Genomic DNA, 16,040 nt, shown 5'->3' with positions numbered 1-16,040 from the left:
GCGGGCCCTGGCGACCACAACCCTTTGGATAGGGAAGGGCGTGGCCGTCTGACTGACGCTGTGGCTTGTCGAAATTCTCGAGTTAATGCGCGCATTGGACGCCCGAGCAGGTTAGTGGCCATCTCATGTAGACCTGAGATAGTTTTCAATAAATCCTAGGGAAATCACTAGGTCCAACGTATTCCTCGACTCCATTGAAATCTCTACAATTTACTCATGGATGCAAATTTGCATGCAAAATAGAATGCAAAAAAACTGCGAAATATTGGTACTGAACTCAACATTCTGAATCATGAAATCTCAACAGCCAAGCGCCGTCGGCGCACCGCCTAGCCCCGAGTTGGAGCGAGACATCATCCATTGGATCCATCTTGAGGCTGAACTGCTCGATGACCGCCGTGAGCGTGACTGGATCGAATGCATGGTGAGCAAGGATGTGATTTATCAAGTGCCGTTGAGAAGCACGGTGGAGCGGGCGCGTGGCTTCGGTTTTTCTACGACAACCTTCCACATGGATGAAACCCATGGTTCGTTGATGGCGCGGATTCGCCGCAATGAAAGCCCGTTCGCGTGGGCTGAGGATCCGCCATCGCGTGCTCGCCATTTTGTGAGCAACATCCGCGTGGGCTTGCGCGATGACGGAGGCCTCAACGTGCGCAGCAATCTCATGCTGTATCGCACGCGGCAGGAGCAGACGGCGCCGCAGATCATGTCTGCCGAGCGACACGATGTGCTGCGTTTGATCGAAGGTCAATGGCGCCTTGAGAAGCGCGTTGTGTACCTCGATCTCACGGCCATTGCTTCCCACAACCTCGCGATCATTTTCTGACGGAGTGCATAGATGACTGCAACCAAAACACAGACCGTGCACTGGCACAAAAGCGCAAGCCGACTGCTGAGCGATCTGGAAAAAGGCGTTGATCAAGGTGAGGTGCCTGCATCGATCTACGGGAACCCTGAGCTCTATGACATTGAGCTGCGCAAAGTGTTTGGCCGCGCTTGGGTGTATCTGGGACATGAGTCTGAAATTCCCGCGCAGGGCGACTATGTTCTGCGCAAGATTGGCGAGGACGATTTCATCGTGGTGCGTGACGAAGACGGCAACGTGAATGTGCTGTTCGATGCCTGTCGCCATCGTGGAGTGCAACTGTGCCGCGCCGATCATGGCAACACCTCGCACTTCCGTTGCCCGTATCACGGCTGGGTGTACGACACCAAAGGCAACTTGATCGGCGCGCCGCTCTGGAAGAACGCGCTGCAAGGTATGCCCAAGGAAGGAAATGGACTGGTCAAGCCCGCGCAGATCGATACCTATCTGGGTTTGATCTTCGCCACGCTCGATCCTTCTGCGCCGTCGCTCAAGGAATATCTTGGCGGTATGGCCTGGTATCTGGACTTGATCTTCGGTTTGAACGAGCACGGTATCGAAATTCTGGGTGAGCCACAACGTTTCGTTATCGACGCGGACTGGAAATCCGGTGCCGACAACTTCTCTGGTGACGATTACCACTTGGGGACACTGCACAAGTCCGTTTGGGATGTGGGTGCGTTTCCGGTCTCGTTTGAGAACAACATGCAGGGCTATCACATCCAGGCGGCTCCGGGGCATTCGCTTTCGTTCTCGATGGCGATGAGCGAGCTCGAGCCAGGCCCGCGCTACTTTGGCTTTGCGCCAGAGTTGGTGGAGAGTTTCAAGCCCGAAAAGATCTCGAAAGAGCAGCTTGAGGCAGCGCGTATGTCGCGCGTGTTCGTGGGTAACGTGTTCCCTAATTTCTCCATGCTCGTGCTGCCCATGACGGAGGACCCTGCGCATCCGCCCACCGGCATCATCACCTTGCGTGTCTGGCAACCCAAGGGTCCGGGCAAAGTGGAAGTCTGGAACTGGTTTGCGGGCTACAAGAACATGTCTCCAGAACTCAAGAACCGGGTGTACAAGGCCGGACTCGGCACGTTCTCGATGGGTGGTTCGTTCGAGATGGACGATACGGAACCATGGATCACGGTGAGTCGCATGGGGCGCTCGCCTGCTGCCGACTTGCTGGACTTCAAGCTCAACTACCAGATGGGTATGCCAGGCGTTGGCATCGCGACTAAAGTTGAGGAAGGTTGGCCTGGTCCCGGCGAAGTTTTCCAGACGCGTTATGAGGAGGGCGTGCAGCGCAATCTGTGGCGCTTCTATTCCAAGCTGATGCGCTGCGAGCCGGGTGAGTGGCCCAAGTCCACGCCTGACGCTGAGACAAAGTGAGGAACGAGTCATGGATGGAGCGCAAAGCATGAGTCATTCTTGGGCCGCGGACACGAAGGCTTTTTATGCGGATCGTGGCATTGGCGGTGCTCTGGAGCCGGCCAAAAAGCCTGCGATTGTCGTTGTCGATCTCATCAAAGGGTTCACGGACCCTTCGTTTCCGGCGGGCTCGGATCTCACTGAAGTTCTGGGTGCCACGCGGCAGTTGCTGGACGTGGCACGTGAGGTAGGTGTTCCGGTCATCTACACGACCATCGCTTTCAACGAAATGCAGGTGCAGTCACTGGTGTGGCTGCGCAAGATGAAGGCCATGCAGGGGCTGCTGGAAGGCACGCCGTGGATTGAGGTGGACGAGCGCCTTGGACGTACCACGCAGGAACCGGTCATTGCAAAACAGGCGGCTTCTTCGTTTACGGGGACACCGTTGGCGAGCATGTTGGTGGCCTTGGGCGTGGATGGCGTCATTGTGACGGGCGCTGTTACCTCCGGCTGCGTGCGCGCTACTGCTGTGGATGCGTGCATGTTGGGTTGGCCGGTGTTCGTGCCGCGTGAATGCGTGGGCGACCGTGCGCAAGGTCCGCATGAAGCAAGTTTGTTCGATATCCAAGCCAAGTATGGCGATGTCTGTAGTCTGGCGCAGGCCATCGGCATGGTCCGTGAAGCACGCGTTGCATAGCGTGGGCTGGATCACTCTGTTTATGGAAACCTCAATATGTTGATAGTTGCAGAAACCGCTGTTCACGCAGGCGCATATCCTGGCCTGCAACCTCGTCTGATGGTCCCGCAGGCATTGGCGTCGCGCATGGATCTGGCTGCTGAACTGGAGTGCGGCACGTATCAGCGCAAAGTCCCCGTGGAAAACATCATTGCGGAACTGCAGGCATCTGGATTGCAGGGGCGCGGAGGTGCGGGGTTTGCTGCTGGCGTCAAATGGGCTACGTTGGCGCAGAGCAAAAAAGAGCACAAAGTGGTGATCGCAAATGGCGAGGAGGGCGAGCCAGCGTCCGGCAAGGACCAATGGTTGCTCAATCATCGGCCGCATTTGGTGCTCGATGGGTTGCTGCTCGCCGCACAGGCTGTTGGTGCCACTCGCACCATCGTGTATCTCTCACACGCTGCCACGGTGCAATCCATGCGCGCAGCCATTGCGGAGTTGGAAGCATCAGTTCACAAGCCTGCCATTCCTGTTGAAGTCCATGTGGTGCCCCGAAGCTACGTGGCGGGTGAGGAAAGCGCTGTGTGCCGCGCCATCAATGGCGGTCAGGCCAAACCCACGGCCAAACCGCCACGGCCATTTGAGCGCGGCGTAGATGATGCGCCCACTTTGGTGAGCAATGTTGAAACGCTGGCACATGCGGCATGGATTTCGCGCAACGGTGCGCAGGCCTTTAGAGCCGAGGGAACGGAGCAATCTCCGGGAACGATTCTCGTGACTTTGACGGGCGCTTGCCATCGGCCTGGTGTTTACGAAGTCCCGCTGGGGCTGACTCTGGATACCGTCTTCGAGGCCGTGGGTGGCGGCTATAGCGCCCAACCCAAAGCCTTCATCGTGGGCGGTTGGTTCGGCGGCATGTTGGCTGCGGAGCATTCAAAGCGTAATTGCTGCTATGCCGGTTTGCGGCAAGTGGGCAGTGGCTTGGGTTGCGCTGCGATCACAGTGCTCGGTCAGGACGCCAACGTTATGGAAGTGGCTGGCGACATCGGCATGTGGTACACGCGGGAATCGGCTCAGCAATGCGGGACCTGCATTCGCGGCACTCAAGCCATTGCCGGCGCACTCGTGCGCATCAATCTTGGCGCGGGCGAGCACCAGGACCGGGAAAACCTGATTCGCTGGGGCAACACCTTGCCCGGTCGCGGAGCCTGCGCGTTTCTGGATGGCGCCGCAGCACTAGCGCGCACGGTGGTGCACGAGTTTGATGCTGACTTGCGCCAGTGCTTGTCCAAGAGCGCCAGCAAGTCCAAACAGTGAATCAACAAGAACAGGAGCGAGGATGAAAGTCTATCTGGACATGACCAAGTGCACCGGTTTCGGCACGTGCGCCGATTTGGCGCCGGATGTGTTCGAAATTGACGAATTCGGCTACGCGATGCTTTTGCACAAAGGCTCCGTGCCGAAGGAATTCGAGGCTCAGGCTCGCGATGCTTCACGCAAATGCGGCGCTTGGGCGATTCGGATTGAAGAAGAAGCGGCCGACAACCCGTCCGCATGAAACCAATTCAAGGATGAGGTGCGTTTGCACCGGGGAAAGTTATGGAACTCGGACTCGACGGAAAAATTGCGCTGGTGACTGCTGCCAGCCAAGGCATTGGCTCGGCGATCGCTCATACGTTGGCGCGTGAAGGCGCAACCGTGGCCGTCAGCTCGCGCAACCCGCACGCAATGGCGCAGGCCTACCAAGGAAGCAAGGGTGCCATGCTGCCCTATGCAGCGGATCTGAGCGATCCGGCGGATTTTGCTTCGCTGGTGCCGCACGTGGTTGCTGATCAGGGGCGGCTTGATATTTTGGTGGTCAACACACCGGGCCCGCGCATTGTTCCTGTGCTCGATGTGCAAGACGATGACTGGGAAGCCGCCTACAAGCTGCTGGTTCGGCCCGCCGTCAAGCTCGCGCACGACGCGGCCAAGCAGATGGTGGTGCAGGGTGGTGGCACCATCGTTTTCATCACCTCTACCTGGGTGAAGCAGACCATGCATGGCGGCGTGCTGTCGGCCATGATGCGCTCATCCCTGTCGGCGCTTTGCAAGCAAATGGCGCTTGAGCTCGCACCTCACGGTGTGCGGGTCAATCAGGTGATGCCCGGTGCTACAGGCACCTCGCGCATGGAGACCATCTTGAACAGCAAGACAGAGAAGAACAACAGCTCTCGCGATGCCGAACTGGCCAAAGTCGTGGAGCTCATTCCCATGGGCCGTTGGGCGCAAGCCGAGGAAATCGCGGATGCCGTGGCGTTTGCTGTCTCCCCCAAAGCGGGCTTCATGACGGGCGTAGCGCTGCAAATCGATGGCGGTGCGATCCGCTCAACCCTTTAATTCGACATATTGGAAAACCTCGAATGGCCAAGACTCTCAGTGAATTGTTTTTTGCGCAACTGACGTTGTGCAATCTCGATGCGACGCAACTGGTTGCGGTGATTTCCGAACAAGGCAAGCGCGCCGATTTCGTGGAGGCTGCGGTCTCTGCTGTGCGCCAAAAGGGCGCGGGCGTGCTGGTGCTGACGGCATCGAGCCTCTCCAACCCTAACTTGCCTCCCTATGCTGGTGATGGCCGTGAAGTGTCGGCACTTCTGGCTGCTGCCGAGCAATGTGATCTGGTGCTCGACCTGACCGTGGGTGGCCTGATTCATTCGGACGTGCGCACCCGTATCGTTGGCAAGGGCAAGCGCATGCTGTTTGTGTCACCCGAGCCCGCCGATGTGCTTGAGCGCCTGATGGGTTCGAGCGAATTGCGCAGTCTCGTGGATCGCGGTGCAGAGGTTCTTAAGGCCGGTCGCACCATGCACATCACCAGTGCTGCTGGCACCGACCTGACAGTGGACATCAGCGGTGAGGCGTTGCCGATCACCCGTCAGTGGGGCTATGTGGATGAGCCAGGTCGCTGGGACAACTGGCCCAGTGGTTTCATCGCCTGCTTTCCCAACGACAAGACGGCCAACGGCACCATCGTGCTGCAGCCTGGTGATGTGTTGATCCCTTGGCAGACCTATGTGCAAAGTCCCGTGACGTTGACGATCAAGGACGGCTACATCACTGACATTCGTGGTGAAGGCTCGGACGCTTTCGTGCTGCGCGACTATTTCGAGCGTTGGAAGGACCCAGAGGTCTACGCTTTGTCTCACATGGGTTGGGGCGTTCACCCGAATGCATCGTGGGCGGCGTTGGCGGTCTATGACGCGAAGAAGCTCTTCGGCCAGGAACTGCGTTCGACCTCAGGCAATTTCATGTTCTCGACCGGCTCCAACCGCTTCGCGAATCGTGAAACCCCGGCGCATCTGGACATCCCGCTGCGCAATTGCACGGTCACCATCGACAGCACTGTGGTGGTCCGTGATGGCTCACTGCAGCAGTTCTGAGTCAATCGCAGGAAGGCTCTTTATCATGGATAGAAAAGTTCTGGAGTCTGCGATTCTGTCGATTGCGCGCTCACCCGAGTCGCTCGATGAATTCAAGAAGTCACCCGACACAGTCGGTCTGAAGTACGGGCTGGATGCTGAGTGGAGTCAGGTCATTTATGCAGGAGACCGGGATCGTCTGCGCTCGGCGGGCGTGGGTGACGGCATCACTATTTTGGTGAGCCGCTGGTTCAAGGATGATCTGGGCGACAGCATCAACAAGGGTGCATTCACGGTTAACCGTGCAGCCCAATTGCCTCCGGCCAATGTGCCGCGCAACCTGGTGTTTGCGGGTGGTTGCTCGCATGTACCTGATCTGTTGGCTCGCCCCGAGATCGATCCGGCGGAAGCGGTTGGACGTCTGAAGGCCGCCTATGAGCGCCTGCGCGCGGACCTCGTGGCCGCCAAGCCGGACGTCATCATCGCAACGGCGGATTGCCATTTTCAGAGTTTCGAGACGGGTTCGTTTGTTGTGGGTAACGGTGCATCGCACGAAGGTTCGATGGCGTTCTTCAAGCGTCCCGACATCGATCTGCGCTTGCAAGGTGACAGTGAGCTGGCCAACCGCATCGTGCAACACATCCGCTCGCTGGGCATGGAGGTGGAATCGGCCCCGCGTGTGGATTTGGACCATGGTTTCATCGTGCCGATGAAGCTCTTGCTGCCCAACCCCGATATCCCGGTGATCCCGATCATCACGCAACCTGCGCGCACGTTCTCGCCATTCAATGCGCGAGTGTTCGGTGAAGCCTTGCGTGCAGTCATTGAAAGCTCGGGCAAACGCGTGGCCTTCCTGGGTACGGGCGGACTCTCGCACTGGCTGGATCCCGGCAAGTTTGGTTTCGTTGATTTGGAGTTTGACCGCTACATCCTTGACTTGCTCGAATATGGACAAGGCTTGAGCCTCGCCAATCTCGAACCCTATGCGCTGCTCAGTCACGGTCAGTATGAGCTGCTTAACTGGATCATCATGCTTGGCGCCGTTGGCCCCGGCGTGAAAGCACAAACCTATGCATACGAGCCAATGACGGCCTCCGGCGGCGGCTGGACTGTCGCTCGCATGCTCTTCCCACAATGAAAGACACTCTCATGGAGCAAACCACAAACACGGCCGCACAGCACTTTCGCATGGGCCTCACGCAATGGCACGCTGGACGTGATCTGGATGCCAACCTCAAGCAGGCGCTTCAGGCCATTCACCAATGTGCGGAGCAGGGCGCTCAGCTCATCAGCTTGCCTGAGAACGGACTGTTCCTTGGCTCCAACGCCGAGATGCGTGCAGCAGCACTGTCGCTGGATAGTGCGCCCATTGAAGCGCTGCGCAATGCCGCACGCCAAGTGGGCGTTCCTGTGACGTTAGGCGGGTTCAAGAATCGCGACAGCGAAGGCCGGATTCACAACTCCGCCATCGTGATGGACAAGCGCGGCGAACTGGCAGGGCACTATCACAAGATCCATCTGTTCGACGCCAACGTAGCGGGTCAGTCGTTTGAGGCCTCGAGCGTTGAGCTGCGCGGGCAAGAGCCAGTGATTCTGAACATCAACGGCGTGAAGATTGGCATGACCATTTGCTACGATGTGCGATTTCCTGAGCTGTTTCGTGCGCTCGCGCTTCAGGACGCTCAGGTGTTTCTGGTGCCCGCCGCGTTCACTTACACCACAGGTCAGGCACATTGGGAAGTACTGCTGCGCGCACGTGCCATCGAGAATGCAGCCTTCGTGGTGGCATCGGCAACGGTACGTGGAGAAGACCCGACCAAGGATGCCTTCCAGACGTGGGGACACGCCATGGTGGTCGATCCGTGGGGCAAGGTGCTGACCGATCTGGACAGTGCCAGCGCTGCGGTTCAGGTGGTTGATCTCGACCTTTCGCGAGTCGCCGAGATTCGCACCAAACTCCCCGTGCTCAAAGGCGTGCAACCGTCCTCCTACACTCGTTCGCCCCGTGTGATTGAACTTTCTTAGGCACTTCTATGAGCAGCTATTTCGAACCCTCCGATTTTTTGAAGCAAGGCGTTGATGTCCCGGACGCGGCGTTTGTTGGTGAGCCAATCGTCGTCGCCAATGAGTTCACCGCTGTCGCTCTTCAAAAGGTCGCCATGCGACAAGGGGAGCGAGTGCTGCTCAAGGTCATGCCTGACGGCAGCAGCCTGCTACTGGATGCGATGCAACTGGAAGCAATTACACGGTTGAGGCCAGAGGACTTTTCACGTCTGCTGGCTCGCAATCTTGGTGTGGAATGAAAAATAAGGGAGGTATGCATGAGTAGGCAACGTGGACATTCGGTGGACATGGTTCATCGTGTTCTGGAGGACCGGATCGTCAGTGGCTTCTACGCTCCTGGCATGCGCTTGTCACAAGCGGATCTGGCCGAGGAACTGGAGACCAGCCGTACACCATTGCGTGAGGCATTCAACCGTTTGCAGATCAGCGGACTGGTCGTCGCGACGAACAACCGCGGCGTGGAGGTTGGGCCCATCAAGTTTGAACACACGGAGCAACTCTATGCACTGCGTCTTCTGGTTGAGCCGCCTTTGATTGCTGCGCTGGTGCCAGTGGTTTCCAATGCAGAAATTGCTGCCATGCGCAAGGCGCTTGCGGAGATGGAGTCCAACCACTATTCCACACGCGCTTTCCAAGAGAGCCATCTGGCGTTTCACGAGGTACTGCTGTCGCGTTATCCCGAAATGCTGCGCGAGGCGGTTGAACACGCGTATCAGCGCATTCACCGGCATCAGCGAGTGCATTTCTCGCGCCCACATGTGCCAGAAGATTTCACCGCAGTCGATCGCTTTTTCCTTGATGCGATCGAAGCACGCAACCCCGAAATGGCAAGGCGTTGGAACGAGTTCCATCTGATTGACGCCGCTCTGGGGTTGATGCACGACATCGACACCGCACAGAAGCTGGATGCGCTCCGGCTCTGTGCCACTGGCGTTGACATTGAATTGGAACAGGTCGTCAAGACAGGTAAACACAGTCCCGTACGGATTCGCTGGATGCGCAGCAAAGCAGAGGAAATACCGTACATCGAGACCGTCAACCTGATCCACGACCCCAAAAGTTATTAATCTAATACCTAGGAATTTGACTTTATGAATGCTTCACGTCGTATCGGACTGATCGTCCCTAGCTCCAACACCACGATGGAAACGGAGATCCCCGCCATGCTGAGATCCATTCCGGGTCTGGGCGACAGCTTCACATTTCACTCTGCGCGCATGCGTATGAAGCACGTCACGCCGGAGGAGCTCAAATCGATGGATGACGCCTCAGTGCAATGCGCTGCTGATTTGGCCGATGCACGTGTAGATGTCTTGGCGTATGCCTGTCTGGTCGCCATCATGGCGCAGGGCGTTGGCTATCACCGCCGTAGCCAGACCAAACTGGAAGCGGCCGTACGTGAAAATCAAGGCGGTGATTCGCCTGTCATTTCTTCCGCTGGGGCGCTGGTTGAGGCACTGCATCACGTTGGCGCCAAACGTGTCTCGGTGGTTGCGCCCTACATGAAACCGCTGACCAAACTGGTGTGTGACTACATTGAGGCAGAAGGCATTGAAGTGCAGGACGCGCTCAGCCTGGAGGTCTCCGACAACCTCGCGGTTGGGCGACTCAATCCGCAGGACCTTAAGGAGCATGCCAAAAAGGTCAACACCAAGAACGTGGACGCGTTGATTCTGAGCGCCTGCGTGCAGATGCCATCGCTGCCCGCGATTCAGCCGGTTCAGGACAGCTTTGACATTCCAGTCATGTCCGCTTCCGTTGCCACCGTCTGGAAAATTCTCAAGTCGCTGAATCTTCCAACGCATGTGCCCAACGCAGGCCGTTTGTTGGCCTGACCGGTTGACGGAGCGTCAATATGGGAACCTTGGAAAACAAAGTTGCTCTGATCACAGGCTCTGCCGGTGGCATCGGTCGAGGGATTGCGCGTCGCTTCGTCAAGGAAGGCGCCAGGGTGGTTCTGATGGATGTGTCAGCGCAAGCACTGGCTGAGCTCACGAAAGAACTCGGCGCATCTTCCGTTGCCGTGGTCGGTGATGTGAGCAACTGGAGTGACAACCAGCAGGCCGTTGCCGCAGCCGTTGATACGTTCGGTCAACTCGACGTATTCGTAGGCAATGCGGGTATTTACGATCACGCTGTGGCCCTTGAGGATATGGAAGGAGATGCGCTGTCGACAGCGTTTGACGAGCTCTTCTCCATCAATGTCAAGGGGTACGTGTTGGGTGTTCGCGCAAGCCTTGACGCGCTTTTGGCCTCACGCGGCAACGTGGTGCTTACCGGTTCCTTTGCCAGCTCTTCACCCGCTGGAGGAGGTGTTCTGTACACGGCCTCCAAACATGCGGTGCTGGGATTGGTCAAACAGTTGGCCTATGAGCTGGCGCCAGACATCCGTGTCAATGGCGTGGCTCCGGGTATCGCGCCTACGGTTCTCAAGGGCGTCAAGTCATTGGGGCAAGCGCCTAAGGATTCCATTCTGGACGGGGCGCAGGCCATCATCCCGTTGCAGGCCATTCCCAATGCGGACGTGTACGGCGGAATGTACGCCATGCTCGCATCCGATATGGAGTCTGCGCACATTACAGGCTCCATGCTCACTGCGGACAGTGGTCTCGCGATTCGTGGGTTTGGTAAACCAGGTGGGCGTATAGGTCGTCCATGACACATCTCTCGCAGCCCGGATGAGCAACATCCGGGATCTGCGAAGAGGTTACGGATGGAGGCCTCGAGACTTTCGTTCTCAGGAGGCCGCTCCATCAAGGGCCATCCGATTTCAGTTGTTTATTCATTCGCTTGCATTGGCTGCAGTAGTTACTTGCGCCGATTGCATTGCTGTGCCTGTTGAGATTGAAAAATGCCGCAAAACCTGTCCGTAGCAGAAGCTGCACTGCGCGAAGCCGCTCTCGAATACCACCGCAACCCATCGCGCGGCAAGATTTCCGTCACGCCGACCAAACCGCTGTCCAATCAGCGTGACCTCTCGCTCGCTTACTCGCCAGGCGTGGCCTATCCCTGCCTGGACATCGAAGCCGATCCTTCCAAAGCTTCGGAATACACCTCGCGCGGCAACCTCGTCGGCGTGATCACCAACGGCACCGCCGTGCTGGGGCTGGGCGACATCGGCCCGCTGGCCAGCAAGCCGGTCATGGAGGGCAAGGGCTGCCTGTTCAAGAAGTTCGCCGGCGTGGACGTGTTCGACATCGAACTCGACGCCCGTGACCCCGACAAGATCATCGAGATCGCCGCCGCGCTCGAACCCACGCTCGGCGGCATCAACCTCGAGGACATCAAGGCCCCCGAGTGCTTCTACATCGAGCGTGAACTCTCCAAGCGCATGCAGATCCCCGTGTTCCACGACGACCAGCACGGCACGGCCATCATCTCCAGCGCCGCCCTGCTCAACGGCCTCGAACTCGTGGGCAAGCAAATCGACAAGGTCAAGATCGCCGTCTCCGGCGCGGGCGCTGCGGCGATTGCCTGCGTCGACGTGATGGTCGGCCTCGGCGTCAAGCGCGAGAACATCTACATGGTGGACTCCAAGGGCGTGATCTATGACGGCCGCCCAGGGGGTCTGGACGAATCCAAGCAACGCTACGCCCAGAAGACCGACGCGCGCACGCTGGCCGATGTGGTCAACGGTGCCGACGTGTTCCTCGGCTGCTCCGCCCCTGGCGTGCTGACCGCCGACATGGTCAACACCATGGCCGACAAGCCGATCATTCTGGCGCTGGCCAACCCCGAGCCGGAAATCCGCCCCGAACTGGCCAAGGCCGTTCGCCCCGACTGCATCATCGCCACCGGCCGCTCGGACTATCCGAACCAGGTGAACAACGTGCTGTGCTTCCCCTATATCTTCCGTGGCGCGCTCGATTGCGGCGCGACGAAGATCACCGAAGCCATGAAGCTGGCCTGCGTGCGCGAAATCGCCGCCCTGGCCAAACAAGATGTCAGCGATGAAGTGGCCGCCGCCTACCAAGGCAAAGAGCTGACCTTCGGCCCCGACTACCTCATCCCCACTCCCTTCGATACGCGCCTCATTCTGCGCATTGCCCCCGCAGTGGCCCAGGCCGCTGCTGAATCGGGTGTGGCCACTCGTCCCATCGAAGATATCGCGGCCTACCGCGAAAGCCTGACCCGCTTCGTCTACCAGACCAGCATGTTCATGCGCCCCGTGTTTGCCGCCGCCAAGGCCAACCAGCAGCGCGTGGCCTACGCCGAAGGTGAAGATGAGCGCGTACTGCGCGCCGTGCAAGTCGCCATCGACGACGGTCTGGCCAAGCCGATTCTGATCGGTCGCCCTGCCGTCATCGAAGCCCGTATTGCCAAGGCCGGACTGCGCCTCCAACTGGGCAAGGATGTGGAAATCTGCAACCCTGAAGATGACCCCCGCTTCCGCCAGTACTGGGAAACCTACCACAAGCTCATGGGCCGCGACGGCGTCACACCCGAAGCCGCCAAGGCTGCCGTGCGCCGCTCCAACACCATCATCGCTGCGCTGATGGTGCACCTGGGTGACGCTGACGCCATGCTGTGCGGCCTGGTCGGCAAGTTCGACGCCCACGTCGGCCACGTGCGCGACATCCTGGGCTTGAAGGAAGGCTACAACCAACTGGCCACCGTCAACGCCGTGATGCTGGATACCGGCACGCTGTTCATCGCCGACACCTACATCAATGAAGACCCGACCGCAGAAGAGCTGGCCTTCATCGCCCTGATGGCCACTGAAGTAGTCCAGCGCTTCGGCCTGCCACCCAAGGTGGCGTTCCTCTCGCACTCCAACTACGGCTCGTCCACACGCCCGTCGGCCCTGAAGATGCGCAAGGCCCGCGACCTGTTCCAGACGATGGCACCGCACATCGAATGCGACGGTGAAATGCACGGCGACGCGGCACTGTCCGAATCCGTGCGCCACAACACGCTACTGGAAACCACCTTCTCCGGCTCCGCCAACGTGCTGATTTGCCCGAACCTTGACGCAGCGAACATTCTGTTCAACGTGCTCAAGCAAACCGGCGGCCACGGCACCACCATCGGCCCGATCCTGCTGGGCGGCGGCGGCGCAGCTGACGTGCTGACCCCATCGTCGACCGTGCGCCGCGTGGTGAACATGACAGCCCTGGCAGCAGCCAACGCAGCAAGCAGCCGCAAGACCTGACTCTCTTCGCTGAAGATGGAGCAGTGCTTGAGCTTAACGATAAGGAGAAGCTGGAAATGGACAACATCGATCTCATGGTTCTCAAAGCATTGCGTGACTGGCGATTGTCGGGCCAGCAGGCACTGCTTGCTACGGTGGTTCGGACTTGGGGTTCGTCACCCCGACCAGTAGGGTCGATGATGGCCTTGCGTGACGATGGTCGCAGCGTTGGATCGGTCTCAGGCGGTTGCATTGAGGATGACCTCATTGCTACTTACACCCGTGCCATCGGCGCGGGACGCTTTCCGGAGCACGCCACTGAACTTGTGCGTTATGGCATTGAGGCCGACGAAGCACATCGATTTGGGCTGCCTTGCGGCGGAACGCTTGAACTCTTGCTCGAATTCAATCCGGCTACGGATGAACTGGCTGAACTCGTTACCCATTTGGAGTGTGGAGCGCTGTTGCAGCGTATCGTAGATTGCCAAAGTGGAGCCGTCCGTCTTCACCGCAATGAGCAGCTTCAGCCTTTGACGTTTGATGGACAGACACTTTCCAATCCTATGGGGCCTGGGTTTCGCATGCTCATCATCGGTGCGGGAGCTTTGTCCGAGTACCTCGCGACAATGGCACTGTTCAACGGATTCGCTGTTACTGTCTGCGATCCTCGTGAGGAATACATGGGCGCGTGGTCGGTCCCTCAAGCACGAACAATCAATGAGATGCCTGATGATGCTGTTGTGGCTTTCAAGCCAGACTCAGGAAGCTGTATCGTGGCACTCACCCATGATCCAAAGTTGGATGACCTGGCGTTGCTGGAAGCGCTTCATAGCAAAGCGTTCTATGTCGGTGCTATCGGATCTCGGCGCAACAATCAAGCACGTCGGCAGAGAATGATTGAACACTTTGGTGAAACCGAAAAGTCATTGGTCGACTTGCGTGGCCCCATCGGCATCTACATCGGCAGCAAGACACCTGCAGAGATAGCGGTCAGCATCATGGCAGAAATATTGGCCATCAAGAATGGGGTGGAACTGCCTCAAGAGGTGCTCGTAGAAAAAGCCAAACACAAACGTGAGATTGTCAGGTGGACTGCCCCTAGGCAGGTAGACAAACCCCGCCTATCTTTGGACTGCCCCTAGGCAGGTAGACAAACCCCGCCTATCTTTTGAGCATAGGAGGCAGTCCATGAGCGCACAGAGGTTTACGCCAGAATTCAAGGAAGAAGCGGTCAAGCAAGTCACCGAACGCGGTTATTCGGTGGCCGAGGTGGCAGCCCGCTTAGGGGTCTCAACGCATAGCTTGTACAAATGGGTCAAGGCCGTCTCACCAGACCGCAATGAGCAGCAATCCCAAGAACTGTTTGAAGCCAAGAGTGAGATCCTGCGACTACGCAGCCAGATGCGTCGCATCGTAGAAGAGCGGGATATCTTAAAAAAATCCGTGCGGTACTTGGCCAGGGAGCCCGAGTGAAGTACCGCTTTATCAACGAGCATCGTACTGAGCACGCAGTCAGCCTGATGTGCCGATTGTTGCGAGTCGCTCGTGCAGGGTTCTACGCCTGGCTGCATGACCCTATCTCTGCCCATGAGCAAGAGGATAGGCGTTTGCTAGGGCTTGTCATCAATTAAGCCAAATGACGACTGCGGCCAGGTGGATGCCTCCCAAGAACGCATCTGCAGTTTTGTCATAGCGCGTTGCTATGCAACGGTACTGCTTCAAGCGTGCAAAGAAGTTCTCAATAAGGTGGCGTGCTTTGTACAAGTGCTTGTCGTAGTAGCGCTTTTCTTTGCAGTGCCTACGACTTGGGATGACTACTTGCTTACCTTGCTTCAAGAGCGGGTCTACGACCCGCTCTTGGGCGTCGTAACCTTTATCCGCAAGAACTGCAGCCGCAGGAATTGTTGATTTCCACGCAAAACTGACCCGCCGGAGGTGCGGATAAAAACTTGGACTAGTTTTATGCGGCTAGGCCAAGTTTGTGCCGGTATTCCACAGGACTTAAACGTCCCAGAGATACCTTGATACGTTTTTCGTTGTACCAACGAATGTACGTATCGACAGCTTCGATGAACTGCTCAATCGTCGTTGATTGCCAATTGCCGGGATAGAACAGCTCCATTTTCAGCCTTCCGAAGAAGCCTTCGCATGCAGCATTGTCTGGCGAGCACCCTTTACGAGACATCGAGCGAACCAACTTTGCATCATGGACCCTCGAGAGCCAGCCTGGCCAGCGGTAGTGAGCTCCACGATCAGAATGAATCACAGGGCGGCTCTCGCTGCCTTGAACAGCATCAATGGCCGCATCCAACATTGTGTTGACGAGATTTGCATTGGGATGAGTCCCAATCGACCAACTCACCACCAGCCCGTCAAAGCAATCAATGACTGGTGACAGGTAAACCTTGCCAGCAGGAATCGAGGGTGTGCAGAATTTTGTGTAAACGGACAATCAACCGCCGGCGCAAGCCGGACTGTCCGTAAGCACAATGAGCACCAAGAAACACGACGTACCCGAAGAACTGCTGTCTGGCCTGCTGGCCAACT

General features: G+C 57.8%; 16 protein-coding genes and 2 pseudogenes. 16 read left to right on the top strand and 2 right to left on the bottom strand.

Annotated elements, in window-relative coordinates; genetic code table 11:
- Positions 1–292 precede the first annotated feature (292 nt).
- From FSY45_RS24140 to FSY45_RS24065, 16 genes and pseudogenes are all read left to right on the top strand, one after another.
- A complete protein-coding gene (locus FSY45_RS24140; RefSeq protein WP_054075384.1) occupies positions 293–829 on the top strand; it encodes an aromatic-ring-hydroxylating dioxygenase subunit beta in 537 nt (178 codons plus the stop codon).
- Between the two features lie 12 nt (positions 830–841).
- Entirely contained in the window at positions 842–2,245 is a 1,404-nt protein-coding gene (locus tag FSY45_RS24135) for a Rieske 2Fe-2S domain-containing protein (RefSeq protein ID WP_054075385.1), read from the top strand.
- 28 nt (positions 2,246–2,273) lie between these two features.
- The gene (locus tag FSY45_RS24130) at positions 2,274–2,921 is read left to right on the top strand and encodes an isochorismatase family protein (RefSeq protein WP_054075462.1); all 648 of its coding nucleotides are present in this window, start codon (positions 2,274–2,276) and stop codon (positions 2,919–2,921) included.
- Between the two features lie 126 nt (positions 2,922–3,047).
- Positions 3,048–4,217: an NADH-ubiquinone oxidoreductase-F iron-sulfur binding region domain-containing protein gene (locus FSY45_RS24125; protein WP_187427608.1), complete on the top strand. Its 1,170-nt coding sequence runs from the start codon at positions 3,048–3,050 to the stop codon at positions 4,215–4,217.
- Between the two features lie 22 nt (positions 4,218–4,239).
- On the top strand, positions 4,240–4,458 hold the full coding sequence (locus tag FSY45_RS24120; protein ID WP_054075387.1) for a ferredoxin: 219 nt from the start codon (positions 4,240–4,242) through the stop codon (positions 4,456–4,458).
- 41 nt (positions 4,459–4,499) lie between these two features.
- Positions 4,500–5,279 (top strand): SDR family oxidoreductase, encoded by a 780-nt coding sequence (locus FSY45_RS24115; RefSeq protein ID WP_148728346.1) that lies wholly within the window; start codon positions 4,500–4,502, stop codon positions 5,277–5,279.
- Between the two features lie 23 nt (positions 5,280–5,302).
- Positions 5,303–6,319, top strand: a complete 1,017-nt coding sequence (locus FSY45_RS24110; protein ID WP_054075389.1) for a hypothetical protein — start codon at positions 5,303–5,305, stop codon at positions 6,317–6,319.
- Between the two features lie 25 nt (positions 6,320–6,344).
- A complete protein-coding gene (locus FSY45_RS24105) occupies positions 6,345–7,436 on the top strand; it encodes a protocatechuate 3,4-dioxygenase (protein WP_054075390.1) in 1,092 nt (363 codons plus the stop codon).
- 11 nt (positions 7,437–7,447) lie between these two features.
- On the top strand, positions 7,448–8,323 hold the full coding sequence (locus FSY45_RS24100) for a carbon-nitrogen hydrolase family protein (protein WP_054075391.1): 876 nt from the start codon (positions 7,448–7,450) through the stop codon (positions 8,321–8,323).
- Positions 8,324–8,331: 8 nt separating this feature from the next.
- The gene (locus FSY45_RS24095) at positions 8,332–8,601 is read left to right on the top strand and encodes a hypothetical protein (RefSeq protein ID WP_054075392.1); all 270 of its coding nucleotides are present in this window, start codon (positions 8,332–8,334) and stop codon (positions 8,599–8,601) included.
- A gap of 18 nt (positions 8,602–8,619) precedes the next feature.
- Positions 8,620–9,429, top strand: coding sequence for a GntR family transcriptional regulator (locus FSY45_RS24090; RefSeq protein ID WP_081007780.1), 810 nt, complete (start codon positions 8,620–8,622; stop codon positions 9,427–9,429).
- Positions 9,430–9,453: 24 nt separating this feature from the next.
- Positions 9,454–10,197: an aspartate/glutamate racemase family protein gene (locus FSY45_RS24085; protein ID WP_054075394.1), complete on the top strand. Its 744-nt coding sequence runs from the start codon at positions 9,454–9,456 to the stop codon at positions 10,195–10,197.
- Positions 10,198–10,217: 20 nt separating this feature from the next.
- On the top strand, positions 10,218–11,021 hold the full coding sequence (locus FSY45_RS24080; protein ID WP_054075395.1) for an SDR family NAD(P)-dependent oxidoreductase: 804 nt from the start codon (positions 10,218–10,220) through the stop codon (positions 11,019–11,021).
- Positions 11,022–11,213: 192 nt separating this feature from the next.
- On the top strand, positions 11,214–13,514 hold the full coding sequence (locus FSY45_RS24075; RefSeq protein WP_054075396.1) for an NADP-dependent malic enzyme: 2,301 nt from the start codon (positions 11,214–11,216) through the stop codon (positions 13,512–13,514).
- Positions 13,515–13,570: 56 nt separating this feature from the next.
- Positions 13,571–14,635, top strand: coding sequence for an XdhC family protein (locus FSY45_RS24070; RefSeq protein ID WP_148728348.1), 1,065 nt, complete (start codon positions 13,571–13,573; stop codon positions 14,633–14,635).
- Positions 14,636–14,681: 46 nt separating this feature from the next.
- Positions 14,682–15,115: pseudogene (locus FSY45_RS24065) on the top strand (transposase); the annotation flags it as partial.
- 1 nt (position 15,116) lies between these two features.
- Here the strand turns inward: FSY45_RS24065 and FSY45_RS24060 are convergent.
- Complete coding sequence (locus FSY45_RS24060) at positions 15,117–15,395, bottom strand: transposase (protein ID WP_081007781.1); 279 nt, start codon at positions 15,393–15,395, stop codon at positions 15,117–15,119.
- Between the two features lie 58 nt (positions 15,396–15,453).
- A pseudogene (locus tag FSY45_RS24055) lies at positions 15,454–15,912 on the bottom strand (IS3 family transposase); the annotation flags it as partial.
- Between the last annotated feature and the right edge of the window lie 128 nt (positions 15,913–16,040).

This window comes from Comamonas sp. Z1, assembly GCF_008121555.1.
In the GTDB taxonomy this organism is placed as follows: Bacteria; Pseudomonadota; Gammaproteobacteria; order Burkholderiales; family Burkholderiaceae_C; genus Comamonas; species Comamonas thiooxydans.
The sequence above is the reverse complement of the archived record's forward strand: the minus strand, read 5'-3'. Positions and strand labels throughout refer to the sequence as shown.